The organism is Moorella mulderi DSM 14980 (assembly GCF_001594015.1).
GTDB lineage: Bacteria > Bacillota > DSM-521 > Neomoorellales > Neomoorellaceae > Neomoorella > Neomoorella mulderi.
This window is the reverse complement of sequence record NZ_LTBC01000001.1, coordinates 468,582-491,924: the sequence shown is the minus strand read 5'-3', so window position 1 is coordinate 491,924 and position 23,343 is coordinate 468,582. Positions and strand designations below refer to the sequence as shown.

The following is a 23,343-nucleotide window of genomic DNA, read 5'->3' as shown; positions in this document are numbered from 1 at the left end:
CATGATCAAATCTACGGGTGTGGTACGTAAAGTTGACGAGCTCGGCCGGGTAGTCATTCCCATTGAGCTGCGGCGCACCCTGGGCATCGATGAAAAAGACGCCCTGGAGATTTACGTCGACCATGAGAAAATTATCCTGAAAAAGTATGAGCCCGGCTGTGTTTTCTGCGGCAATGCGGAAGATATCGTCAATTTCCATGGCAAAAACGTCTGCCGGGCATGCCTGGAAGCCATGAGCCAGCAGGCCAGGGCTGTCTAAGTCAGGTAAGGTAAAAGGGGCGCCTCCGGGCGCCTTTTTATTTTGACAGGAAGGCCTCGCCACCTTTTTTGAGGGCCTGCAAGCAGGCACGGTAAATCTCCCGCCGGGGCTGGCCGTAACGCCGGGCTACCCTGGCCATAGCCTCTTTACGGTCGAGGCCGGCCGCCTCCAGCTCCGCCACCTCCGCTGCCGCCCGGGCCGGGTCATAAGCCGGCAGGAGTGCCGGCCCGGCCCCGGCCACTACCAGGGTAATCTCTCCCCGGGGCGGGTTGGCGTGGAAGTGTGCTACTGCTTCCGACAGCAACCCCCGCCAGATGGTCTCAAATTTTTTTGTCAGCTCCCGGCCGACGGCAACCCGCCGTTCTCCCAGGGTTGCCAGCAAGTCCGACAGGGTAGCCACCAGGCGGTGGGGGGCCTCATAGAAAATCAGGGTCCGTTCCTCAGCCGCCAGGGCCGCCAGCCGTTCCCGGCGCTCCTTCCCGGCCCGGGGCAAAAAACCCTCAAAGACGAAACGGCCAGCCGGTAACCCGGACGCCACCAGGGCAGCGAGGGCGGCGTTGGCACCGGGAATGGGCACTACTATGATGCCGGCGGCTATCGCTCGCCGCACCAGCTCTTCTCCCGGGTCGCTGATGCCCGGCAGGCCGGCATCGGAAACAAGGGCGATATCCCTGCCTTCCTGGAGAAGCTTTAATAAATAAGGGGTTTTGCTGGCCTGGTTGTGGCGGTGGTAACTGGTCAGGGGTGTGTGCAGGTCATAATGGGCCAGGAGTTCCCGGGTACGCCGGGTATCCTCGGCAGCGATTAAATCGACCTCCTGCAGGACCCTTAAGGCTCGCAGGGTAATGTCCTCCAGGTTACCGATGGGCGTGGCTACCAGGTAAAGGTTAGCCATGGGACTGTAACCCCTTCTTCTCTAAAAAACTCTGGCAAAAAAGGCAGCCCTCCCCGTCCCGCACCCGGGCAAAATGGGGCGGGCATACGTGAAAACCCTCCTCATAAAAGCGTAAAAGCTGCTGGTAACCACCTTCCCCGGCCTGGTCCGCGAACATGATGGTCCTGAGGCGCTGGTTTTCTTCCTCCAGGGCCCGCGCTAAAGCCCGGAGGTGCCGCACTTCCTTTAAAACCTCACTCAGGTGTCCTTCCAGTTCAGCCAGGGCTACGGCCAGGGTACCGCCTTGAGAATCCACAAAATTACTGCTCATGATCTTCTCTCCTGATATTTTTCAGGGGAAATTCCATAGTACCATGCTCGGGTATTTCGACCATGACGGTTTCCTTAAGGATATTGTGCCCTGTTACCCGGCCTGCACCTGCCGGTGTCTGGACCATGGCGCCACAGGGAGGAAAGTGGCGTCGCGCCTCCTCATAAACGTCATTTTCGTAACGCAGGCAGCACATGAGCCGGCCGCACAGGCCCGAAATCTTGGTAGGATTTAAAGACAGGTTTTGTTCTTTGGCCATCCGGATGGAAACCGGGTCAAACTCACCCAGAAAAGTGGCACAGCAAACCGGCCGGCCGCAGCAACCCAGCCCGCCCAGCATCTTGGCTTCATCCCGGACCCCAATCTGGCGTAATTCTATGCGGGTGCGGAAAACGGCCGCCAGGTCTTTGACCAGCTCGCGAAAGTCGACCCGGCCTTCGGCCGTAAAATAGAAAATGATTTTGCTGACGTCAAAGGTAAATTCGACGTCAATTAATTTCATAGGCAGGCCGTGCTCGGCAATTTTTTGCTGGCAAATGGCAAATGCTTCCTTTTCCTTCTGGCGGTTGATATTTACCTGTTCGGTATCGGCCGCCGTTGCCCGGCGGATAACCGGCCGCAAAGGCTGCACTACCTGGCCTTCATCAACCTGGCGGGGCGGAATGACCACCTCACCATATTCCAGGCCCCGGGTTGTCTCCACGATTACATGGTCGCCCCTGGTAAGCTCCAGTTCGCCGGGATCAAAGTAATATATTTTACCGGCCTTTTTAAACCGAACGCCTATAACAGTAACTATCTTGTTTCACCCCCCTGCATTTTCTCCTGTTTTAATAAGGGCGGAAGCCAGTCATCATGAAGAGTCCCCCCCTCTATTCAGGGGTGCTGGCCAGCTCCCGGTGCAGGTTAAACATCAGTACTTCCAGGGCCAGGCGGCGGTTGCCGTTGCGTTCAATGGCCGCCCGGGCAGCCTGGATAAGCTGGAAACAGCGCCAGGCTTTCGCCGGTGACAGGGGTACCGGTAAAAGGTACCCTGGCTGCAGTAATAGTGTTGCCGTTCCTGTTAACTGCCAGACCAGCTGGTCCCGGCAGGCCAGGGCCATGGCCTGGAGAACGGCCGGGAGATCATCCTCCTTTTCCAGCTCGGGCAGGATTTCCTGCAGCATAGCCGCTAAACCAGCCCCTGCCAGGCGGTTCCAGTAGGTGGCCCCGGCAGGTGATACCCCGCCTTCCCCGCCCAGGTGCAGTTCCTGGCAGCGGGAACGGATGGTGGGCAGCAATAAGTCCGGCTGGGCAGCCAGTAAAATAAGGTAGGCTCCTTCCGGGGGCTCTTCCAGGGTCTTCAGCAGGCAGTTGGCTGCTGCTTCGGTCATGGTATCGGCCCCGGCCAGGACGGCCACCCTGGCCCCTCCCTGGAAGGCCCGGAAGGTCAACTGCCTTTCCAGTTCCCGGATCTGGTCAATTTTTAGAGTGGCACCCTGGGGCTTGAAGAGATAAAAGTCCGGGTGGTTGCCGCCGGCCATCTGCTGGCAGGAACGACAGCGGCCGCAGGGTTCCCCCTCCCGGGGCTCCTGGCAGTTCAGGGTCGCAGCCAGGTACCTGGCCAGTTCCATCCTCGCGGCCTCACTGCCGCCTGCCAGGAGGTAGGCATGGACGAGTTTCCCCCTTTGCAGGGCCTGCCGCAGCTGCTGGCGGGCAGTCATTAAAGCCTTCGGCTTCGCTCCTGCCAACTGCTCTCCTGCTGCCATTTATCCTCCCCTCGCTTCCAGCCAGGGCTCTACTACCTTTTCAATCTGCGACCACACAGCATCCGGGGAACCGGTACCATCAATGAGGCGGACGCGCTGCGGCTCCAGGCGCCTCAATTCCAGGTAACCCCGGCGTACCCGCCGGTGAAAGTCGAGGTCCTCCCCCTCCAGGCGGTCGGCGGGTCCTTTCCCCCGGAGCCGCGCCAATCCCAACTCTACCGGTACATCTATTAAAAGGGTAAGATCCGGTAAAAGGCCGCCGGTAGCCAAGTTGTTAACCTGGCGCACCAGCTCTATCCCCAGCCTGCGGCCGTAACCCTGGTAGGCGATGCTGGAATCTGTAAAGCGGTCGCAGAGGACTATTTTTCCTGCTGCCAGGGCCGGCCGGATGCGTTCGGCTACATGCTGGGCCCTGGCGGCAGCATAAAGCAGGATTTCGGCCCGGGCATCAATTGGACCATAGCGTGGTTCCAGGAGCAGTTGCCGGATGGCTTCAGCCAGGGGCGTCCCGCCGGGTTCCCGGGTACATTCGACGGTAAACCCCCGCCTGCTTAAGAAACACTCCAGGCGTTCCATCTGGGTAGTCTTGCCGGAACCGTCCGGCCCCTCCAGGGTAATGAACAGGCCGCCAGGCACGTAAAGTCACCTACTTTATCTAAAAAGTATGTCCCCGCGCCCCCAGGAGTTACTCATCAATTACCAGGACCCTGCCTTCCTTTCCCCGGATTTCTGCCAGCCTGGCAAGTACTTCCTCGCTCAGGACCTCTCCCGGTACGACCAGGGCCAGGCCGGGGGGACAGGGGGCGATCAGTTCTGCTGCAATCCGGCCTTCCGCCTCCCTTAAGGGGATCTCCCGCCGGGGGGCCAGCCAGGCTTCCCGGGGCGTCAGCACCTGCCGGGGCGGGACTGTCCAGGGGCCGGGACTTGCTCCCCCTTTACGACATGCTGCCGGCGGCAACGGGCCGGCCGCCCGCGGCAGGGCCAGCAAGGCCTCCAGGAGAGATTTTATTTTGGCCTCGCCGTCGCCGGGGGTGATGATTAACAGGATATAGTCCGGCCCGGCCAGCTCTACCTCCTGGCCATAGCGGCGTAAGAAGGTAGCTACTTCCGGCCCGCTGGTACCGAAGGGGGCCGCCGGCAGCAGCAGGCGGGTGACATCCAGGCCGGCGGCCGCAGGTCCAGTCACATCTGCAGGAGCCAGGCAGGGTATGCCAGCTGCCGCCAGTTCTTCCCGCAGCCGCAACGCCCTGGCCACAGCCTGGCCCCAGTCCCGCCGGCCCCGCTCTTCCGCCCGGAGCCGGGCCACATCCAGGGAAGCCAGGAGTAAATAGGAAGGGCTGGTGGTCTGTAAAAGGTTTAAAGCCGCTGCTATTGCATCACCTGTCCCGGCTTCCCGCAGGTGCAACATGGCCGCCTGGGTAAGGGCCCCCATGGTCTTGTGGGTGCTCTGAACCACATAATCCCCCCCCAGGGCCAGGGGTGAGGGCGGCAGCATTGGGTCAAGGCCGAAGTGGGCGCCGTGGGCGGCATCGACCAGGACAGCCAGGCCATGGTCATGGGCCAGGGCGATTAGTTCCTTGCTCCAGGGGACGATGCCCTCATAGGTGGGGTGGACCAGGAGCAGGAGCCTGGCCCGGGGATGGGCCTGCAGGGTTCTGGCTAAAACTGCCGGGGTCACCCCCAGGGGGAGGCCAGGCGAGGCCAGCCATTCCGTTTCCATATAAACCGGCCTGGCCCCGCTCAAGATCAAACCGTTAAAAACGGAACGGTGGGCGTAACGGGGCAATAAAACCTCCTCCCCGGGGCGGCAGGTAGCCAGGATGACGGCCATGAGGCCGCTGCTGGCCCCGTTCACCAGGAAAAAGGTCCGCGCCGCCCCGTAAAAGGCGGCGGCCTTCTCCTGGGCCGCCCGGATCACCCCGCCGGGACAGGCCAGGTTGTCCAGTCCCGGCACCTCGGTCAGGTCCAGCCCCAGGGTTTCCTCCCCCAGGGCCTGCCGCCAGGAGGGCCAGGTATAGGCTCCGTCCTTATGACCCGGTGTATGCCAGGAATTAAGTCGCTGTCGCCGGTAATTTAAAAGCGCCTCCCAGAGAGGCGCCCGCCCTTGGGTCTTCACGATGTTATTGTAACATACATCCCCAACCTGCAAAATACTTTTTCGGGATCCTCAACGGCCTGGATGCTGCACGCCGGCGTGGTCAATATAGTAATCCCCCTTGACAATCAGCTCCCCTACCGGCACGACCTGGTAGCCGTCGGTCTTGAGCTTTTCCAGGAGGGGGCTCAAAACATCCGCCGTATAGCGACCGTTATTGTGGAAGAGAACAATGGAGCCGGGTTTAATGTTTTTCAGCACCCGGTTTAAGATGGCAGCGGCCGTCATGTGTTCCTGCCAGTCCAGGGAATCCACATCCCACTGGATAACCCGGTACCCCAGGCGCTCCGCGGTACGGATAACCGTGTCGTTATAGTCGCCAAAGGGGGGGCGGAAGAGTTCCGCCTTGTAGCCCGTTATTTCCCGCACCATCTGGCTATTTTCCTGGAGCTCCTTTTCCATTTCCGCCTCGCTTAAGGAGGTAAAATGGGGATGGGTGGCCGAGTGCAGGCCGATCTCATGGCCGGCGGCGGCGATCTGTTTGGCTACTTCGGGATATTTCTTAAGCCAGATATTGGTTAAAAAGAAGGTCGTTTTAACATTATGCTGTTTTAAGATGGCTAATAATTTGGGTGTGTACTCTGCTCCCCAGGTGGCATCAAAAGACAGGGCCACCTTTTTTTCCGTCGTGTAAACGCTGTATATGGGTAACAATTTCTTGGCCCGCCCAACCATGGCCGCCAGGGGCTGGTAATCGGCCAGCCTGGCGCCAAGGTAGAGACCCAGGAAAAAGAGCAGCGCCGGGATCAGGATGTTGACCAACCGGCGCCGGCGCCATAACAGGATCATCTCCTCACCCCCTGAGATGATCCTATTCAGCCCTGTATTGTTATATGAAATGAAAAGGGGGATAAGATAAGCCCCCTGCCGGCCGGACAGGGGGCTCAAGCTGCCAGTTCCCTTAAACAGCCCTGGCACCGCTCTTCACAGCCCGGTTCTGGTAAGCCTGGTCCAGGAGTTGCATGACGTGGATGGCCCGGCCGGGTAGCTGGTGGACGTCCAGCCCATGGGCCAGCTGCATCAGGCAGGCCGGGCAGGAAGTTGCCAAGTACTGGGCCCCGGTTTTCTTAAAGTTCTCCATCTTACGGGCCAGGATTCGCTGCGATAAATCATAATGGGTAACGTTATAGGAGCCGGCACCGCCGCAGCACCAGTCGGACTCGTTCATTTCCACAAATTTGACTCCCGGGATGCTCTTTAAAATCTGGCGCGGCTCATCTTTGACTTTCAGGCCCCGGACGGCATGGCAGGGATCATGGTAGGTTACGGTGGCGTTGACCGGCCCCATCTCCTTCTTAAAGCCCACTTCCGCCAGGTACTGGGAGGCTTCCTTTACTTTGGCGGCAAACTGCTGCGCCAGGGGGCCATACTGCGGGTCATCTTTAAGGAGTTCGGCATAATAGTGGAGACCGTGGGCGCAGCTGGCACAATCGGTAACTACCGCTTCCACATTAAAGCGTTTAAAGGAATCCAGGTTTTCTTTGGCCAGCTTGACATGCATTTCCGTCTCGCCGTAAGCCTCGTGGGGAATACCGCAGCAGTTGGAAACCGGTACCACAACCTCGATATCATTTTCCTGGAAAACTCGCAGGGTAGATTCGGCGACCTGGGGGAAGAAGTTGTTCATCATGCAACCGGCAAAATAGGCCACTTTATGGCGGGGTTTCAGGGGCTTCTTTAAAACTTCCGGTAAGCGTTCCCTCAAGGTACGGGCCGGGATGTCGGGCAGCAGCCCTTCAGCCTTGCCCAGGGACCCCAGCAAACCAAGGAAGCCGGTATGGCGGGCGAGCCACCTGGCGCCGCTGCGCTGGTAAAAGCGCAGGGCCTTCGCCCCCAGGGTCAGGCGCCTCTGCCTGGCCAGAACACCGTGCAGGGCCATGCGGATAGGGAAAGGATTGCCGTTGGCACGGGTAATTTCCGCCCGGGCAGCCTTAACCAGGGTATCGGTAATAACAGAGGAGGGGCAGGTGACGACGCAGGCGCCGCAGAGGAGGCAGGAATAAATATGATGGTTTATCTCCCGCTCTTTGGTTAAATCAAAGTGTCCTTCCATGGACTGGCGCATCAAACGGTTGCGCCCCCTGGCCAGGGAAAACTCCTCGCCGGTTACCTTATAGGTAGGGCATACCTCTTCGCAAAAGCCGCACCGGTTACAACGCACGATATCTTCTTCATACTGCCGAAAAGTCTTGACCATTACCTGTTCCTCCTCGTCTCAGGATGCCGCCCTGCTGTTATCAATAACATACGCCAGGACCTTGCTGTTGGGGGCCATAATCCGCTGCGGATCGAAGGCCGCCTTAAGCCGGGACAGTAACTCCATAACAGCCCTCCCCCGCGCTTCAACCCAGCGCCGCGTTAAAGTCAGGTCATCGATATTATCTACAACCAGCAGCCCGCCCAGGTCCCCGGCTAGTGTTGCCAGGCGATTAACTGTTTCCTCTACACCGGCATAGGCGCTGGGAGCCTCGTCAAGGAAAATATGAACGTGCCCGTTGCCGAAATGGGCTACCAGGGCTGCTCCTTTGCGGCTCCGGTCCAGCTCGTCGCAGGCCCGGGTTAAAAATGCCTCCAGGGCAGTAAAAGGTACGGCTACGCTGGCCAGGATGGCCCCGGATTCGCCGGCAAAGACCGGAAATAGCTGCCGGCGGGCCTGCCAGGCGGCTGCAGCTGCCTCCCCTTCCAGGATGGCGGCAGCCGGAAATTGTTTTTTGACATAATCAACCTGGGTGTCTACCTGTTCCCTAAAGCCATTATAGGCCACCAGCACGCCGGGTCCCTTACCATCAGGCTTCCACCCGGCCCGGGCCAGTACCGCTATGGCGGCGCCGTCCAGTAATTCCAGGGCCACAGGTAAGGTGTCATTCCTGATGAGGCGAGCCGCTGCTATGGCGTCTGCCAGTTGTTTAAAGGGCAAGAAAACCGTTGTTTCCTTCTCCGGCACAGGCCTTAGTTTCAACATAGCCTTGGTAATAATGCCCAGAGCTCCCCAGGAACCGGCCAGAAAACGGGTGTTATCATAATCCTGAACGTTTTTAACGGTTTTCCCGCCGGTGCGGATAATTTCCCCGGTAGGTAAAACAACTTCCAGGCCTAAAATATGGAATTTAACATCGCCATAACCGAGCTTGCTGGGGCCTGACGCGCCGGCGGCTATGCACCCGCCAACGGTGCAGGTGTCAGGTTCTACCGGCTCGACGGGCCAGTACAGGTTATGGGTCCGCAATGTCTTTTGCAGCTCGCCCAGGGGGATACCAGCTTCCACATAGGCGGTCATGTTCTCATAATCATATTCAATAATTTTATTCATCCGGGTAAGGTTGATTACCAAACCTCCCGCCAGCGGCAACAAGCCCCGCCGGGCCATGGTACCGGCTCCCCAGGGGACCACAGGTATGCCCTCTTTCCCGGCGACCTGCAAAACCTCAGCTACCTGCTGGCTGCTCTCCGGGTAGACAACAGCGTCCGGCAGGGCCGTCTTGCTGCAGCTGTGCTGGCGCCGGATGTCTGGGTCTACCTGACAATTCCCGCTGCCAAGGATCTTCTCCAGTTTATGAATGTTTTCTTGCCGCATTTTGCTGTCCTCCTCAGGCCGCCGTATCGGTATCGGGTACAGTTTTACCGGCGTTCAATATCTCGCTGGGATCAAAGGCCAGGCGTTCCCGGCGTAAAAACTGGAGTTCCTCCGGGTTGAAGGCCCAGCGCATAAATTCCAATTTGGCCAGGCCAATGCCATGCTCGCCAGACAGGGTGCCACCCAGGTCCAGAGCCTTGCGGAAAAGGGCGGCCCTGACTTTTTCCACCCGTTCCATTTCTTCTTTATTCCGCTCATCGAAAAGAACCAGGGGATGCAGGTTGCCGTCGCCGGCGTGGGCCAGCATGCCAATGGGGACGTTATATTCCTGGCTCAAGCGGTTAACTTCCTTGAGGATCTCCGGTAATTTGGTGCGGGGTACGGTGGCATCTTCCATATCGTAATTGGGGGCCAGGCGGCCAATGGCGCCAATGGCCATACGCCGCGCCGTCCACAGGTTATCCCGTTCCCGGGCATTCTGGGCCAGCTTTACATCGGTAGCCCCATTCTCCCGGCAGATTTGCATTATCTGCTGTGCCTGGCGGTCCAGGCCGGCATCCCAACCGTCAACTTCTATTAAAAGTATAGCTCCTGCATCTACCGGCAGGCCGATATGCAGCCAGTCTTCAACGGCATTGATGATCTTGTTGTCCATCAGTTCCAGGGTACAGGGGATAATGCCGCGGGCAATTATGGCCGAGACTGACGTGCCGGCATCTTCAAGGGTTTTATAGATGGCCAGCATGGTGCGGTTGGCCCGGGGCGCCGGCGTCAATTTGCAAATTATCTTGGTGACAATGCCCAGGTTGCCTTCCGAACCGATCAGCAGAGCATTGAGGTTTAATTCCTGGGCTATCGGCTCCAGTTTGCCCCCGATTTGCACAATTTCACCGCTCGATAAAACCAGCTCCATCCCGATAATATGGTCCCTGGTGAGGCCGTATTTGATCCCGCGCATGCCGCCCGAGTTCTCCCCCAGGTTGCCTCCCATGGTCGATACCTTCTGGCTGGCCGGGTCGGGCATGTAAACCAAACCATAAGGAGCGACGGCCTTTTGCAGTTCCATATTGGTAACGCCCGGTTCCACCACCGCCACGCGGTTTTCGGGATCAATCTCCAGGATGCGGTTCATCCTGGTCATGACCATAACTATCCCGCCGCGCTGCGGCACGGCACCGCCGCTCAAACATGTACCGCCCCCCCGGGGGGTTACCGGGATCTTTTTACTGCTGGCCAGCTTCAAGATAGCAGCTATCTGCTGGGCATTCTGTACATAGACAACAACTTCGGGCTGGCCGTAAACGAGGGAAGCATCGTACATGTAGGTATTCAAAGATACTTTAGACGTTAAGACATTTTCCCTGCCGGCAATTCTCACCAGCTCGTTAAGGGTTGATTGTTCGACCATTATTAAACCCCTCTCCCTTCCCCATTAAAAATCATGGCCAGGCTCATTACATTATCTATATCCAGGCACCGCTCTCCAGCGGTGCGACCAGGGTAAAAAAGTATATTTTCGCCGGCACCAGCCCCCTGTCTCTATTTTGTTAGTAATATCACAAAGCTATAATATTCATTAATTTAACTCTAGCAATAACTTTGGACAGGTGTCAAGAATTGTCTGGTTTATAATATCCTTTAGATAGGCAAAATAAACCGCTGATAACGCTTTTTCTCCTCCTTTTATTAATTAGCTACCTGTCTTATGGTCTAACCAGCAGACAGGAAATATTGTTAAATTCTCACCTGTTCACCCGGCCGGATAGCAGCGTTCGCTACAAACTGGAGGGCAAGGGTCTTGTCGGGGGAGCTGCCGTACTGCACCCGGCGGGCCAGAATGGCCCCGTCTCCTGTAGCGATAACAAAGCCTTCCTCGCCAGGGATTTCTACTACGGTACCCGGGTTGCCGTAAGCCCGGTACGGCCTGGCTTCCCATATCTTTAGCTTTTCCCCCCGGAAGGTAGTCCAGGCCCCCGGATGTGGGTTGGAACCGCGGATAAGGTTGTAAATCTTTTGGGTACTTTGGCGCCAGTCGATTTGCACATCTGCTTCCTTAATTACCGGCTGGAAAGACGCTTGCCTTTCATCTTGGGGCACCGGATTGGCCTTCCCCTCCCGGATTAAACGGACGGCCTCGGCTACCATTTGCACGCCTAAGGGGTAGAGTTTCTCAAAGTATAATGATTTTACCGTATCATCAGGGTCGATAGCCACTTTCTGCTGCAGGATAATGGGACCCGTATCAATACCGGCATCAATCTGATGGATGGTAACGCCCGTTTCCGTTTCGCCGTTGATAATGGCCCAGTTCATGGCACTGCCACCGCGGTATTTAGGTAGCAATGAAGGGTGATAATTAATGCCACCGTAAGTGGCCAGGTCAATCATGGCCTTGGGAACAATATCGGTTACGAAGGCCAGTACCAGCAGATCGGGCCGGAGGTTTTTAACCCATTGCATGGCTTCCGGTTCCTTCAAACGCGCAGGCTGCAAGAGGGGCAGGCCGCGCTCCAGGGCCAGCTCTTTAACCGGATTGGGTCCCTTTTGCCCCGGCCGGTCCGGCACGGTGAGGACGCCGGCAATTTCTTCCCCCTGGTCAAGGAGGGCCTGCAGGCAGTCTTTACCAAAGGGCGCCTGGCCAATAAAGATAATACGCAAAAACATCTCCCCTCCCCTATTTTTGCCTACCCCTGACAGGTAGATGGGGATTATAAATTTTCCCTCAACTTTAATATATCCTTATTCCATCATCCCTGTCAATGCTTTTCCGGCGTAGCCGTCAGGCTGCCAGACCATATACTCTTGCCTCTATCGTGGCCAGGAGACATGAACCTTCTGTTCCTGTTTTGGGCAGATAGTATAGCGTTTTTAAGAATCTAGAGGCGTTTTAGACCTCCTTCAGGGTAATTTATCTATTTTATCACTAATTTTTTTAAGGACATTATAGATGTTTGATAGGATAATAATTATAAATCCAAGCATAAAAAAGGTTACGATCTCTTTAGTGAAGAAAGCTATTATCCCCATTACTATAAGAATAAATGTATTCCAGATGGTACTATTAAGAAATTTTTCCAACCAATTTACTCCTTTCCATCATTTTTTTCCACTGCCTAACATAATCTCTACTATAATCATATCTTCTTATTAATTTCCTTTAAAGTGTTAACCGTTTCAAACACGTAGTCCAGGTGAGGAAGGATTTCTGGACTAATCAACTTATTTCCCAAACCCTCTGGTATATTCTCAGCATTCTTTAAACCTCTTAGGATGAAAAGGTCATTTGTATCAGTAAACATTTCGATTGCAAAATATAAATTACTCAAATTGACGCCGTTTACTTCTTTTTCTGTACACGAAGTAATTAATTCCAAACCCCTGTTAAAATTTGCAAGCTCAAAATTCAGGTTGTTATGCCATGAGGCATATAAAAGACTTTCAGACTGAGTACCATCACTGTTTAATCCGCAACCAGCTTCTCTTTCCTCCAAATTAGGGCAAAATGCGGTTTTAGAAGGATATGATGCGGTATTTGGCAGACGAAATGCGTGGCTTTGCGCCCCAGCCTTTCGGACCGGTTTGCCCTATACTGTATTTTATGCCATTATTAGCCATAACCTAAATTTTCCTGTCGTAGGATGGCACTCAGCGGCTAGTTTTATATATTTTTATCCGTATATATTTCCAGAGCTCAGGCTGAAGAAAAATTGATCGACTTCGCGCAGGACCCTGAGCCCTGTGTCCAGTAAATTACTTTTCTCATCCTCTTTGTTAAATAATATATTTTCGCAAAACCTTCCGGGCTAAAGTGCATTATTTATGTTTGATATTTCGCCAAAGGGAGATAAATTCCGAAGGATTGAGAATAGTTACCGGAGATTCAGGCAACGTAAAGTGTTTCTTGTTGCCTGTAACAAGTATGGCTCCTTCAATGGCCATAGCAGCTTCTAGAAAAGGTTCGTCATCAGGATCTGGTAATGGCACCGGCAAGGGTTCAGTTGTCACTAGAATACCTTCTGCTTCGATCAGGGTTATGAGGGCATCAACTTCTGCTTTGGCAAAACCAAATTTGGGACGACAAAGCACTTCGCGGTACTCAGATAGGATACGGGCATCATAAACAACCCTGATCCGACCGTTAGCAATGAGCCGGACAATGGTACCGGCATGGCTATGGGCTTTCAAAAGTCCCGAAACCAACACGTTTGTATCGAGGACAATTTTCATTGGCTGCGGCTCCGTCTAACGGCTTTAATTTCAGCTTCAATTTCTGCGTCCTTAATTTTATCCAATCCTTTTTCCCTGGCTCTTGCTTGCATATTTTTTACAGCCAGTACTGCCCGGACACGGCGCAAGTTTTGCAAGTACTCTTCCAGATATTTTTCTTCTATATTGGAAAGTACCGCCACCGGCTTGCCATTAGAGGTAATTACCAGCTCTCCCTCCTTTTGTAACTGGCGCCATATCTCGCCCGATTTTATCCTTAATTCACGCACGGTCACAAAACGCACCTTTAAGCCCCCCGGAAGTTATGATACACTAATTGTACACGATCAGGCTACATATATCAATAAAGACAATAAAATTAGCCTTGCGGCTTTTGCATAAAATAGGGTTCCGGACCCATCTATAGATCCTTATGATGGTGTTGGAGATATGGAGATATCATGGAGCTTCAGGTCGGCAAAGGCTTTACTGCCATTGGTGCTGGAGTTCCATTTCTCCCTACGGAGACCCCTAAGTTTCTAAAAGAGCGCTGACGGCATCTCTACTGGGATATTTCTCACCTGTAGTTTTATTTACGCCGCTTTCTGGCCAACTTACAAGCCATCAAAATGGATCTACGCCAGCTTCCTGCCCCGCGTCCAACTGTCGGAGGAAAAGCTGGCTAAAAGAGAAGGAGCCCAAAAGGTACTCCGCATTATTAAAAATTAGGTAAAGAAACTATTAGTAACAAAGGAGAAGTAAATACAACTAAACTTAATATGCTTTTAAAAGCATTACCTCAATCTTAGCAGGACTCTATTATAGGGAAGTGCTCAACATAAATATGAATTCACCAAAAAGGCTAACTTGGAGATTGTAGAAACGTTGTTGATAAATTCCACCGAAGATGAGCAATTAAAAACTGCCTGGCAGCAACAAAGGATAGGTATTGCCTGGTTTTCACTTATGCTGGACATGCTTTTCCGGAGCAGCTGTCAGGCTAGTATCCCGGCCCTTGCCGTCGCGCCTTTCGATCCAGATGGCGGCATCGGGGCAGACCAGCTGGCATTTTTTACAGGCAATGCAGGGTTTCCCGTGCCCCGGCTCTACCACCGGCGTGCCGAAGGCCCCCAGTTGTTTAGCCCAGCCGATGGTGTCTACAGGACACTTCTCGATGCAGAGGCCGCAGCCCTTGCACAGGGCCGGGAACAGATGGAAGAGCCCTTTGCCATTCTCGGTGGTAATGGCTTTGAAAGTGACGCTCATAAGTTCTCTCTCCCTATCTCGTACCCCCGCTCCAGGGCACGGTAGTTTAATTCCCTGAGGTCCGGGTCCTGAGCAAACTTGTGGCCAAACTGGCGTTCCAGGGCCTGTTCTACATCCCGGCGCTCTAAAAAGCCCGTTACGCCCACCAGTACTCCCAGGATGATGACGTTAAAGACCCTGGGGTGCATTTCCTCCTGGGCTATGGCCAGGGCCGGGACGGCCAGGCGTCTCTGCCTTTCCCCGTAAACCTGCCGCACGTCGTCTTCCAGGCCGGCCTCATAAACCAGTAAAGTCTTTTCGCCTACATACTGCCGTACCCGCTCTACGGCCCGGTGGCTCAAAGCTACCACAATATCACCGGTAGTAAATTTAGGCGCGCTCACTGGCTCACTGCTTACCTGGACAAAGGCCACCGAAACGCCGCCCCGCTGTTCGACGCCAAAATTGGGGATATAAAGGGCCTGGAAGCCGGCCTGGTAGGCCGCCTCGGTGATAATCTCGGCCACCGACTGCACCCCCTGCCCTCCTTCCCCGGCCAGGGCGATTTTGAGATTAAGACTCATAAGGTGGTACCTCCTGGAACCGGCCGGACGGTTTCTCTTCCGGTGTCCTCAGCTCCCCGACAGGGAAATAGGCGGTCATTTCTTTTTCCACAAAACGCCAGGTCGCGGCAGCATTGGTGTGCCAGTTGGTGGGGCAGGACGACAGGGCCTCTATAAAGGCGATACCCCGGCCTTCCAGCTGGTTCTGCAGGCCTTTCTGGATAAAGTTTTTCAGCTGGACGATATTGGCTATGCTCCCCCGGGCGACGTAGGCTCCCGGCGGGGCAATGGCCGCCACCAGTTCCGGGCCCAGGATGGGCCGGCCGGTGAGCCTGGCGTCGCGGCCATAGGGGGTGGTTTCCGTCTTCTGTCCCGGCAGGGTGGTGGGGGCCATCTGGCCGCCGGTCATGGCGTAGACGGTATTGTTGACCACGATAATCGTCACCAGGTCGTTGCGGCTGGCGCTGCTGACCAGGTGCTGGGCGCCGATGGCGTAGGCGCCGCCGTCGCCCATGTAGGAAACGACCACCAGTTCCGGCCGCGCCCGCTTGATGCCCACCAGCACCGGCGTGGTGCGGCCGTGGTGGGTCTGGACGGTGTCCAGGTTGAAAAAGTCCCAGGAAAGCAGCGAGCAGCCGATGTCGCATCCAAAGATAGTTCGTTCCTGGATATCCAGGGCGTCGATAGCCTCCCCCAGGGCTTTGAGGACTATACCGTGGCCGCAGCCGGGGCAAAACTTGTGGGGCTTGGTCTCCGCCCGCCATACCCGGGGCATTTGCGGTTGGGCGGCGATGGCCATTAGATCAGCTCCTTCGCATGGACAAACTCCACTATTTCTTCCGGCGTAATCCCCATTCCCGGGCGCAGGTAGCCGGTGACCGGCGTCTCCAGGCCGTAAAGGCCGGCCTGGACCTGCCGTTTTAGCTGGCCGTAGGCCGACTCGACCACCATGAGGTTGCGGGCCCGGGCTGCCAGGGTCCTCAAGGTTTCCGCCGGGAAGGGCCGTAAGGTTACGGGCCGGAAATAGCCGGCCTTGAAACCTCTTTCCCGCAGGGAAACAACGGCCGCCCGGGCGGCCCGGGAAACAACCCCGTGGGCAATAATAAGCAACTCGGCGTCATCGACGGCGTAGGTATCCCACTCCACCACCTGCGGCGCTATGGCTTCATACTCTTTTATGGCGGTCATCAGCACCTCATAAAGCTCATCTTCCAGGTTATAGGTATTGCGCAGGTGGGCCGGGTCGCGCTCTTCTCCCGGCAGGCCCGGCAGGCCCACCATGGGGCGGCACGGTTCCATGGTAATGCCCCGGGCTTCAGGGTCGAAGATGGTTACCGGTTCCCGCATTTTGGATTGATACCCGTCCCCCAGGACAAAGGTGGGGAAACGGTATTTCCACGCGCTGTTAAAGGCTTTAATGGTATAAAGAAACAGCTCATCATGGGAAGACGGGGAATAAACAATCCTCAAGCCCTCGCCATTGCCGCCGAAACAGGTCAGATTGAGCTCCTGCTGGGAATAGATGACCGTGGCCGTCGAAGGACCGCCGCGCTGGGTTACCACAACTACCGTGGGCAGGCGCATCATTTCGGCCATGGCCATGGCTTCCTGCATCAGGACGTTGCCCGGCCCGGCCGTAGCCGTAAAGGCCCGCTTCCCTGCCAGGACACCCCCGACAGTAGCAAAACCGGCCGCGATTTCATCTTCCGTCTGGAGAAAGCCCCGCTCATATTTGGACGCCATCCGGGTCCAGTAGTGCATGATTTCATTCTGCGGCGTAATGGGGTAGCCGTACATGATGTCGGCCCCGGCGGCCAGGGCCGCCCAGGCCACCACCTCGTTGCCGGTCATGAAGGCCCGCTGCTCGCCCGTAACTGGCCTGGTTGCCATAATTATACACCCCGTTCCTGCGCAAATCCCCCTGTGAAAATACCCCTACCAGAATGCCAGGGGCATGTAGCGTTTGATTGCCCGGACAGGGTTACCACAAATATCGCGCTCGCCGATTAATGGGACCAGCTCGAACATTACTGCCGTGGCCACTACCGGGAGGTTTAATTCCCGGGCCGCAGCAGTTACCTTCCTGGCCCCGTCCTGGATGAGGTCTACCGTTGTCTCTTCCCCCAGGTGGGTGTTGTTGAGCAGGCCGTCCACACGGCCTAAAGAGCGCACGTGAACGATAATATCCTCCACCGTGGCCGTCGCCGGGCGGGCAGTATTGATCACAGCCAGGGCCCGGAGATCGGGGGCCGTCCCCGCTCCTTCCAGTAAATGCAACATACCGGCCCCGGCCGTGCCATAGCCGGCATCGATGATCACGTCCCCATGCCGATTAAGGGCCCAGCGGACGGCCGGGTGTAGGACCGTCCCGGCCTCACCCCAGCCGGTCACCTGCCGCGTCTCCCAGGCCAGCACCTCGATCCCCATGGCTTCCAGCTTGAGTTTCAGGGGGCGCAAAGTATAGCACGGTTCCACGGTATCCAGGTCGGCCAGGGTTACCTGCCGTCCCTGCTCCCGTAAAAAAACAGCCCGGTTAACAGCGTTTTCCGACTTGCCGCTGCCGTACTCACCCAGGTAAGCCTCGACAATACGCGCTTTTCTTCACCCCGGTAGTTAGTATGCGCTCCTGCAGGAATAGCATACTTCCGAATAAGGCATGCCACCCGCTTTGAAAGGCTGCATAAAAAATAAAAAAGCCCGGCTTTAACCGGACTGCCGGTGCTACGGGCCAACGCTGGTGCCTCCCTCACGTCCCCAGGACCAGGCGCAAAAAGATCAGCAGGATTAATCCTGGCAGTCCCAGGAAACCGGCGATTAAAACAGTGAGCCAGTTCAGGGGGATAAAAAAATGAAAATAGGCGCCAAAAAAGTTAAAGGCCCAGAGGAGGAGAAGCCCGAACAAGGAGTTAACAACAATCTTAAAAACTAACTTCAAGGGTTTTAATAAAAGGCCGCCTATAAGATAAATAAGAAATAACAAGAAAACACCGGCCAGTATAAGCTGTACGGTATCACCGCCCACAGGTACCACTCCTTAACCCGCTTTCCCCGCCACAGGCTTGCGGTTGCAGGCCGTCTTTTTGTTGCCAGTTACGAGCCAGCTTCCACAGGTACATATATTTCCTTTCTGCCGCCTCCAGACGGTAGATGGCCTGATCCACCAGATCGGATTCCGTTACCTCGGCAAAAAAGCGCTGGGCCGCCCACCATTCTGCCCGGGCCTCCCTGATAGCTTCGGCCAGCACTTCCAGGTCTGCGTTCAGGCTCCACTCCTGCATGCGGCCACCTCCCAACTGCTGTTTGCTTATAAAATATGCAGCTGGGAATAATTTCTTGCCTACTTTTTATTCCATTTCGTGGCGGCCGCTGAAGGCCCGGGCCAGGGTAATTTCATCGGCGTATTCCAGATCGCTCCCTACGGGCAGGCCGTAGGCCAGGCGGGTCACCCTTACGGCCAGGGGCTTTAACAGCCTGGCGAGATAAAGGGCCGTCGCCTCTCCTTCCACATCGGCATTGGTAGCCAGGACTACCTCCCTGATCTTCCCCCCCTGGAGGCGCCTTAAAAGTTCTTTAACCCTGAGCTGGTCCGGCCCTATCCCGTCCACGGGTGAAATGGCCCCCTGCAACACATGGTATAAGCCCCGGTACTGGCGGGTTTTTTCCAGGGCCACTATGTCCCTGGCCTCTTCCACCACGCAGATGATGGTATGGTCCCGTTCCGGATCGGTGCACAGGAGGCAGGGATCGCGGTCGGTGAGGTTGCCACATACAGAGCAATAATGGGTCTTCCGGCGGGCCTCCAGGATGGCTGCTGCCAGGTTTTCCGCCTCTGCCGCCGGGGCGTTGAGAAGATAGAAGGCCAGGCGCTGGGCTGTTTTGGGCCCTACTCCCGGCAGTTTGCCCAGGGCCGCAATCAGTTTGTTCAGGGGTTCCGGGTAATTCATTTTTTAAAACCCCGGCAGCCGCATGTTCCCGGTAATTTTTCCCATTTCCCTGGCCGCCATTTCCTGGGACTGGCGCAGGGCTTCGTTGACAGCTGCCAGGATCAGGTCCTGGAGCATTTCCACATCTTCAGGATCCACGGCAGCCGGGTCAATTTTAATACCGACAATTTCCTGGCGGCCGTTGGCCGTAACCACAACGGCACCGCCGCCGGCGGCTGCTTCCACTGTCTTTTCCCCCAGCTCGTCCTGAAGTTTGGCGATCTGGGCCTGCATCTTTTGCATCTGCTTCATCATCTTGTTGATATTGTTCATACCCACGGGCTTGACCGTCCTCCTTTTTAATCCTTGATCTCCACTTTGTCGGGGCCGAAATATTCTACCAGCTTATCTAATACTTCTTCCTGGCTCGCCCCGTCCACAGGCGGCCTCCCCGCCGTAATAACGAGCTTGAGGGGCCGGCCGAAAACCCTGGCCAGGACGGCTTCCACCTTCTGCCGGTTGGCGGCCTGTTCCAGCATGCCGCGGTGGAAATCCGTTTTGACTTCCAGGGTCAGGCTGTCCCCACTGACAGCCGCCGGCTCCCCGGCCCGTAAATAAGCCTGGAGGTGGACGCTTTCCCGGCGGGCCGCTGCCAGGACCTCCGGCCAGCGCTCCTGGACGGTAAATAATTCTAATGGAGGAGAGCCGGCAGGCGTAACTCCTTCCTGCTGCCGGGTTGCAGGCCGGGTCCTGGAAGCATAGCTTTCCCCTTTACCAGGCAAAGTCATGCCTTCCGCCTTTCTCTGGCCGGTCGTCTCCGGAACGTGCTGGCTCCTGCCGGCAAGCCCGGGCCGCGCCGGTGTTTCCCCGGGTTTTATTTCAGGCAGTTGCCCTTTTGCACGCCCGCTGCCGTCCAGGGCGGCCAGGCGTTTTTCCAGTTCCTCCACCCGGCGGGCCAGGTCCTCCAGGGAAGGGCCGGGATCGACCAGGAATCCGGCCAGGGTCATTTCCATGAGGACCCGGGGCTGGTTGTTCCAGCGCAGGGCTGCTCCACCCTCCTGCAGCCGTTCCATAAGGTCCAGCAGGCGCCGGGGAGTAAATTTTTGCGCCTGGGCCGCCACCTGTTCCACCTCTTCCGGCAGGAGGCCGGTAAACTCTCCGGCCCGGGGGTCCATATGCAAAAGAAGGAGATTGCGGGTATGCTCCAGCAGGTCCTCCAGCAGCCGCTGGGGTTCTACCCCCGCTTGCAGGGCTGTATCTACCAGGCGCAGCATATTTGCCCCATCGCCGGCTGCCAGGGCATCGGTTATGGCCAGGAGGGTATCCAGGCGCGCCGTACCCAGGATTGCAGCCACCTGTTCGGCCGTAATAATCTCCTGGTCGCCGGCGGACATGATCTGGTCCAGGAGGCTTAAAGCGTCGCGTAACCCCCCGGCAGCCTTGCGGGCCAAAAGGCTTAAGGCCGCCGGCTCGATCTGGACATTATTGGCCGCCGCCACCTGCTGCAGGCGCCCGCTGATGGCTGCCGCCGCCAGGGGGCGAAAATCAAAGCGCTGGCAGCGGGAAAGGATGGTCGGCAGTACTTTACGCGGCTCTGTAGTCGCCAGGATAAAAAGGGCATGGGCCGGGGGCTCTTCCAGGGTTTTCAACAGGGCATTAAAGGCTTCCGGCGTCAGCATGTGGACTTCATCGATAATATAAACCTTGTAGCGGCCCTCTACCGGCCCCAGGGGGATCTTTTCAATTAATTCACGGATCTCGTCGATGCCCCGGTTGGAGGCAGCGTCGATTTCCAGGACATCCAGGGAGTTACCGGCATTGATGCGCCGGCAATTGGGGCACTCATTGCACGGTTCTCCTTCCAGGGGCGACTGGCAATTGACGGCTTTGGCCAGGATTTTGGCAGTACTGGTTTTCCCGGTGCCCCGGGGACCGCAGAAAAGGTAGGCGTGGACCAGGCGATGGTTGCGCAGGGCATTGAGCAGGGTACGGGTAATATGTTCCTGCCCCACTACCTCGGCAAAGGTGCGCGGCCGCCATTGCCGGTACAGGGCCTGGTACTGGGCCAAGATCCTCACCTTCTTTTTCTCGGGGAGAGGCGATAAATAAATATATAAAAAGGGATTATTCCCCGCTCGAATAATCCCTTCTTGTCTCATTAGGTGACCGTGCACCCACTGTTGAACATGGCCTCCGGGCGTTACCGGCGCAGGTAACTCCAACCAGGCACTCCCGCGGCACCCGAGGGGGCTCACTTACCGCTGCTTCCTCCCGGACCTGACGGGGTTCATGAGTCCTCGTCGCGCAGGACCCGGCTCTCTTCGCCCCTTGCACCGGCCGGACCCCACAGGTCAGGCCCGCCAGTGGGACTTCGACCCCGCTATAGCGGTTTGCGGGCTACAGGGCACCGCTACCTCCCCGTCTAGCACGGTCAAAGCTATAAAATTAAAATGGCGGAGAGAGTGGGATTCGAACCCACGAGACGGGTTTGTGACCCGTCTACTCGCTCTCCAGGCGAGCGCCTTCGACCAACTCAGCCATCTCTCCGCGCAAATCTGTTGTTTATATAAAAATTATACAGCGAAGTGCGGCTAAATGCAAGCTGCTTCAGAAGAGCATGTCAAGGCGTTTAAGAAAAAGGGGAGGCCATTTATAACGGCAACACCCCTTAATTAACTTTTGCTGGCGGAGAGAGTGGGATTCGAACCCACGAGGCGACCTCTTCAGCCGCCTACTCGATTTCGAGTCGAGCGCCTTCAACCAGCTCAGCCATCTCTCCGCAGTTGCTGGAAAAAACGTTTTAATAACTGCCGGCATTCCTCTTCACGGATGCCGGTGATAACCTCCACCTGGTGGTTAAAATGGGGATTTTCCACCAGATTGACTACAGAATCTACAGCCCCGGCGCGTAAATCCGGGGCACCATAAACCAGCCTCTTTACCCTGGCCTGCACCAGGGCGCCAGCACACATGGGACAGGGTTCCAGGGTGACGTACAGGGTAGTACCTGTCAACCGCCAGTTGCCCCGTACCCGGGCCGCTTCCCGCAAGGCGATAATCTCGGCGTGGGCCGTAGGGTCACCCCAGGTTTCCCGCCGGTTACCGGCCCGGGCAATAATTCGCTCCCCTTCTACTACTACAGCGCCGATGGGGATTTCCCCCAGGGCAAAGGCCTTTTCTGCCTCGGCCAGGGCTTCCCCCATATAGAAACGGTGGTCCACACGGGACCCCCTCGCTGGTATTCTGGTGCGCCTGGAGGGACTCGAACCCCCGGCACGCGGTTTAGGAAACCGCTGCTCTATCCACCTGAGCTACAGACGCACGAATAAAAAATGGCGCGCCCGGAGGGACTCGAACCCCCAACCTCCTGGTTCGTAGCCAGTTACTCTATCCCGTTGAGCTACGGGCGCACAAACTTTTTCAACCGGCAGAGTTAATTGTACCAGAGATGTAGGAGCAAGTCAAGGGTACACACCACATATCTACGCCGGCTCCGGCCACAGGGCCGCGGACCTGGCGGGCCGCCCCAAAGATAAAATCAAACCGGCGCATTCCGGCGCCGGCATCCTGTGGCGGAGAGAGTGGGATTCGAACCCACGGTACAGGTTTTATACCCGTACAATCGCTTAGCAGGCGATCGCCTTCGACCTACTCGGCCATCTCTCCACGCCTTCTTCCTTTGTTACTGGCGGAGGGGGTGGGATTCGAACCCACGGTGCCCGTAAGAGCATCACTGGTTTTCAAGACCAGCTCCTTAAACCGCTCGGACACCCCTCCACAACTGGCAAGAATAGTATAACATACCCTTGCCGTCGCTGTCAATTTAAAATGCAAACCGAACGTATGTTGGTAATAGTGCATGGAAGCTAAAGCCCCGGTCACCCATATGGATACCGGGGCTTTACTTTTTATTTATTTACTTGCCACTAATGGCTCGCTTGTTGCTTTTTCCTTTCTACGCTGCAGGTAGGTTAAAACCGGCCGGTCGACACCGTAATAGTAGGCCGAGCTTCCTGCCAGCAACAGGATGATGGCCACCGTGTACAATACCGGGTTGGTACTGGCGCTACCAGCCAGCATAAAATTAAGATTCATAAAGGCGCTTACGCATAGGGAAAATACGGTCGCCGCTCCAAGAATCAGGGCTATACCGGTTAAAATCTCACCGGCTACTACCAGCTTGGCAAACCAGGTGTAGTGGCCGCCATTGAGTAAGGAACGGATAAATGCTTCATACCAGCCATACTTAATAGCCGGCGTGCTTCCCGGCAGGGCACCGACGGCTTTGGCCCAGAAACCTTTCAAGGTTTCACCGCTTTGCATCCATTTGGGATCACTAAACTTGTGCAGGCCGGCCTCCAGCCACTGCCAACCCAGCCATATCCGCAAAAGGGTCCAAACAATGCTTAAACGCCGGTCGCGCAGTAAGGTGAGCATTCTTTTCTCTCCCCTTTCGTGATAGTCT

28 protein-coding genes, 6 tRNA genes, 1 other RNA gene and 1 riboswitch are annotated in these 23,343 nt (G+C 56.3%); of the genes, 1 reads left to right on the top strand and 34 read right to left on the bottom strand.

The window, feature by feature from the left end; genetic code table 11:
* Position 1 precedes the first annotated feature (1 nt).
* The gene (locus MOMUL_RS02610; protein WP_062281082.1) at positions 2–259 is read left to right on the top strand and encodes an AbrB/MazE/SpoVT family DNA-binding domain-containing protein; all 258 of its coding nucleotides are present in this window, start codon (positions 2–4) and stop codon (positions 257–259) included.
* A gap of 37 nt (positions 260–296) precedes the next feature.
* Here the strand turns inward: MOMUL_RS02610 and rsmI are convergent, their stop codons facing one another.
* The 34 genes from rsmI to MOMUL_RS02435 form a co-directional block, all read right to left on the bottom strand.
* A complete protein-coding gene (gene rsmI / locus MOMUL_RS02605) occupies positions 297–1,154 on the bottom strand; it encodes a 16S rRNA (cytidine(1402)-2'-O)-methyltransferase (RefSeq protein WP_062281079.1) in 858 nt (285 codons plus the stop codon).
* Complete coding sequence (locus MOMUL_RS02600; protein WP_062281077.1) at positions 1,147–1,464, bottom strand: initiation control protein YabA; 318 nt, start codon at positions 1,462–1,464, stop codon at positions 1,147–1,149. Before MOMUL_RS02600 ends, rsmI begins: the two co-directional genes overlap by 8 nt.
* Positions 1,454–2,263 (bottom strand): PSP1 domain-containing protein, encoded by an 810-nt coding sequence (locus MOMUL_RS02595; RefSeq protein WP_062281074.1) that lies wholly within the window; start codon positions 2,261–2,263, stop codon positions 1,454–1,456. Before MOMUL_RS02595 ends, MOMUL_RS02600 begins: the two co-directional genes overlap by 11 nt.
* 73 nt (positions 2,264–2,336) lie before the next feature.
* Entirely contained in the window at positions 2,337–3,212 is an 876-nt protein-coding gene (gene holB / locus MOMUL_RS02590) for a DNA polymerase III subunit delta' (protein WP_062281072.1), read from the bottom strand.
* Complete coding sequence (tmk, locus tag MOMUL_RS02585) at positions 3,213–3,848, bottom strand: dTMP kinase (RefSeq protein ID WP_153018198.1); 636 nt, start codon at positions 3,846–3,848, stop codon at positions 3,213–3,215.
* 49 nt (positions 3,849–3,897) lie between these two features.
* Complete coding sequence (locus MOMUL_RS02580) at positions 3,898–5,328, bottom strand: aminotransferase class I/II-fold pyridoxal phosphate-dependent enzyme (protein WP_062281069.1); 1,431 nt, start codon at positions 5,326–5,328, stop codon at positions 3,898–3,900.
* A 51-nt stretch (positions 5,329–5,379) separates the two neighbouring features.
* Positions 5,380–6,156 carry a polysaccharide deacetylase family protein gene (locus tag MOMUL_RS02575; RefSeq protein ID WP_062281068.1) on the bottom strand — a complete coding sequence of 259 codons (777 nt, stop codon included), beginning with the start codon at positions 6,154–6,156 and terminating at the stop codon, positions 5,380–5,382.
* Between the two features lie 112 nt (positions 6,157–6,268).
* Entirely contained in the window at positions 6,269–7,564 is a 1,296-nt protein-coding gene (locus MOMUL_RS02570; protein WP_062281066.1) for a (Fe-S)-binding protein, read from the bottom strand.
* Positions 7,565–7,582: 18 nt separating this feature from the next.
* Positions 7,583–8,941, bottom strand: coding sequence for an FAD-binding oxidoreductase (locus MOMUL_RS02565; RefSeq protein ID WP_062281064.1), 1,359 nt, complete (start codon positions 8,939–8,941; stop codon positions 7,583–7,585).
* Between the two features lie 13 nt (positions 8,942–8,954).
* Entirely contained in the window at positions 8,955–10,349 is a 1,395-nt protein-coding gene (locus MOMUL_RS02560; protein WP_062281063.1) for an FAD-binding oxidoreductase, read from the bottom strand.
* Positions 10,350–10,675: 326 nt separating this feature from the next.
* Positions 10,676–11,599: a methionyl-tRNA formyltransferase gene (gene fmt / locus MOMUL_RS02555; protein ID WP_064774311.1), complete on the bottom strand. Its 924-nt coding sequence runs from the start codon at positions 11,597–11,599 to the stop codon at positions 10,676–10,678.
* Between the two features lie 476 nt (positions 11,600–12,075).
* Entirely contained in the window at positions 12,076–12,432 is a 357-nt protein-coding gene (locus MOMUL_RS02545; RefSeq protein ID WP_153018197.1) for a hypothetical protein, read from the bottom strand.
* Between the two features lie 40 nt (positions 12,433–12,472).
* Positions 12,473–12,535: riboswitch (cyclic di-GMP riboswitch) on the bottom strand.
* Between the two features lie 219 nt (positions 12,536–12,754).
* The gene (locus tag MOMUL_RS02540) at positions 12,755–13,168 is read right to left on the bottom strand and encodes a putative toxin-antitoxin system toxin component, PIN family (protein WP_062281055.1); all 414 of its coding nucleotides are present in this window, start codon (positions 13,166–13,168) and stop codon (positions 12,755–12,757) included.
* A complete protein-coding gene (locus MOMUL_RS02535; protein ID WP_062281053.1) occupies positions 13,165–13,452 on the bottom strand; it encodes a type II toxin-antitoxin system Phd/YefM family antitoxin in 288 nt (95 codons plus the stop codon). Before MOMUL_RS02535 ends, MOMUL_RS02540 begins: the two co-directional genes overlap by 4 nt.
* A 655-nt stretch (positions 13,453–14,107) precedes the next feature.
* Positions 14,108–14,413 carry a 4Fe-4S dicluster domain-containing protein gene (locus MOMUL_RS02530; RefSeq protein ID WP_062281051.1) on the bottom strand — a complete coding sequence of 102 codons (306 nt, stop codon included), beginning with the start codon at positions 14,411–14,413 and terminating at the stop codon, positions 14,108–14,110.
* Entirely contained in the window at positions 14,410–14,976 is a 567-nt protein-coding gene (locus MOMUL_RS02525) for a 2-oxoacid:ferredoxin oxidoreductase subunit gamma family protein (protein ID WP_062281048.1), read from the bottom strand. Before MOMUL_RS02525 ends, MOMUL_RS02530 begins: the two co-directional genes overlap by 4 nt.
* Positions 14,966–15,754 (bottom strand): thiamine pyrophosphate-dependent enzyme, encoded by a 789-nt coding sequence (locus tag MOMUL_RS02520; RefSeq protein ID WP_062281046.1) that lies wholly within the window; start codon positions 15,752–15,754, stop codon positions 14,966–14,968. Before MOMUL_RS02520 ends, MOMUL_RS02525 begins: the two co-directional genes overlap by 11 nt.
* On the bottom strand, positions 15,754–16,845 hold the full coding sequence (locus MOMUL_RS02515; RefSeq protein WP_062281043.1) for a ferredoxin oxidoreductase: 1,092 nt from the start codon (positions 16,843–16,845) through the stop codon (positions 15,754–15,756). The genes MOMUL_RS02520 and MOMUL_RS02515 overlap by 1 nt, the downstream gene beginning before the upstream one ends.
* Positions 16,846–16,890: 45 nt before the next feature.
* Positions 16,891–17,430 carry a hypothetical protein gene (locus tag MOMUL_RS02510; protein ID WP_236712948.1) on the bottom strand — a complete coding sequence of 180 codons (540 nt, stop codon included), beginning with the start codon at positions 17,428–17,430 and terminating at the stop codon, positions 16,891–16,893.
* A 271-nt stretch (positions 17,431–17,701) separates the two neighbouring features.
* Positions 17,702–17,977 carry a pro-sigmaK processing inhibitor BofA family protein gene (locus MOMUL_RS02500; protein WP_062281035.1) on the bottom strand — a complete coding sequence of 92 codons (276 nt, stop codon included), beginning with the start codon at positions 17,975–17,977 and terminating at the stop codon, positions 17,702–17,704.
* A complete protein-coding gene (locus MOMUL_RS02495; protein WP_062281032.1) occupies positions 17,967–18,233 on the bottom strand; it encodes a DUF2508 family protein in 267 nt (88 codons plus the stop codon). The genes MOMUL_RS02500 and MOMUL_RS02495 overlap by 11 nt, the downstream gene beginning before the upstream one ends.
* Before the next feature lie 66 nt (positions 18,234–18,299).
* The gene (recR, locus tag MOMUL_RS02490; protein WP_062281030.1) at positions 18,300–18,899 is read right to left on the bottom strand and encodes a recombination mediator RecR; all 600 of its coding nucleotides are present in this window, start codon (positions 18,897–18,899) and stop codon (positions 18,300–18,302) included.
* 3 nt (positions 18,900–18,902) lie between these two features.
* Positions 18,903–19,211 carry a YbaB/EbfC family nucleoid-associated protein gene (locus MOMUL_RS02485; RefSeq protein WP_062281455.1) on the bottom strand — a complete coding sequence of 103 codons (309 nt, stop codon included), beginning with the start codon at positions 19,209–19,211 and terminating at the stop codon, positions 18,903–18,905.
* 26 nt (positions 19,212–19,237) lie between these two features.
* Entirely contained in the window at positions 19,238–20,947 is a 1,710-nt protein-coding gene (dnaX, locus tag MOMUL_RS02480; protein ID WP_062281027.1) for a DNA polymerase III subunit gamma/tau, read from the bottom strand.
* A gap of 97 nt (positions 20,948–21,044) precedes the next feature.
* Positions 21,045–21,309, bottom strand: an RNA gene (ffs, locus tag MOMUL_RS02475) — signal recognition particle sRNA large type.
* A gap of 20 nt (positions 21,310–21,329) precedes the next feature.
* Positions 21,330–21,425: transfer RNA gene (locus MOMUL_RS02470), tRNA-Ser, on the bottom strand.
* Positions 21,426–21,561: 136 nt separating this feature from the next.
* A tRNA-Ser gene (locus MOMUL_RS02465) sits at positions 21,562–21,657 on the bottom strand.
* Entirely contained in the window at positions 21,644–22,099 is a 456-nt protein-coding gene (gene tadA, locus MOMUL_RS02460) for a tRNA adenosine(34) deaminase TadA (protein ID WP_106007102.1), read from the bottom strand. The genes MOMUL_RS02465 and tadA overlap by 14 nt, the downstream gene beginning before the upstream one ends.
* Before the next feature lie 23 nt (positions 22,100–22,122).
* Positions 22,123–22,199, bottom strand: a tRNA-Arg gene (locus MOMUL_RS02455).
* Between the two features lie 12 nt (positions 22,200–22,211).
* A tRNA-Arg gene (locus MOMUL_RS02450) sits at positions 22,212–22,288 on the bottom strand.
* A gap of 10 nt (positions 22,289–22,298) precedes the next feature.
* Positions 22,299–22,430: a hypothetical protein gene (locus MOMUL_RS17470; protein WP_269085175.1), complete on the bottom strand. Its 132-nt coding sequence runs from the start codon at positions 22,428–22,430 to the stop codon at positions 22,299–22,301.
* 18 nt (positions 22,431–22,448) lie between these two features.
* Positions 22,449–22,544 (bottom strand) — tRNA-Ser (locus MOMUL_RS02445).
* Between the two features lie 20 nt (positions 22,545–22,564).
* Positions 22,565–22,655, bottom strand: a tRNA-Ser gene (locus MOMUL_RS02440).
* Between the two features lie 135 nt (positions 22,656–22,790).
* Positions 22,791–23,315 (bottom strand): DoxX family protein, encoded by a 525-nt coding sequence (locus MOMUL_RS02435; RefSeq protein ID WP_062281024.1) that lies wholly within the window; start codon positions 23,313–23,315, stop codon positions 22,791–22,793.
* Between the last annotated feature and the right edge of the window lie 28 nt (positions 23,316–23,343).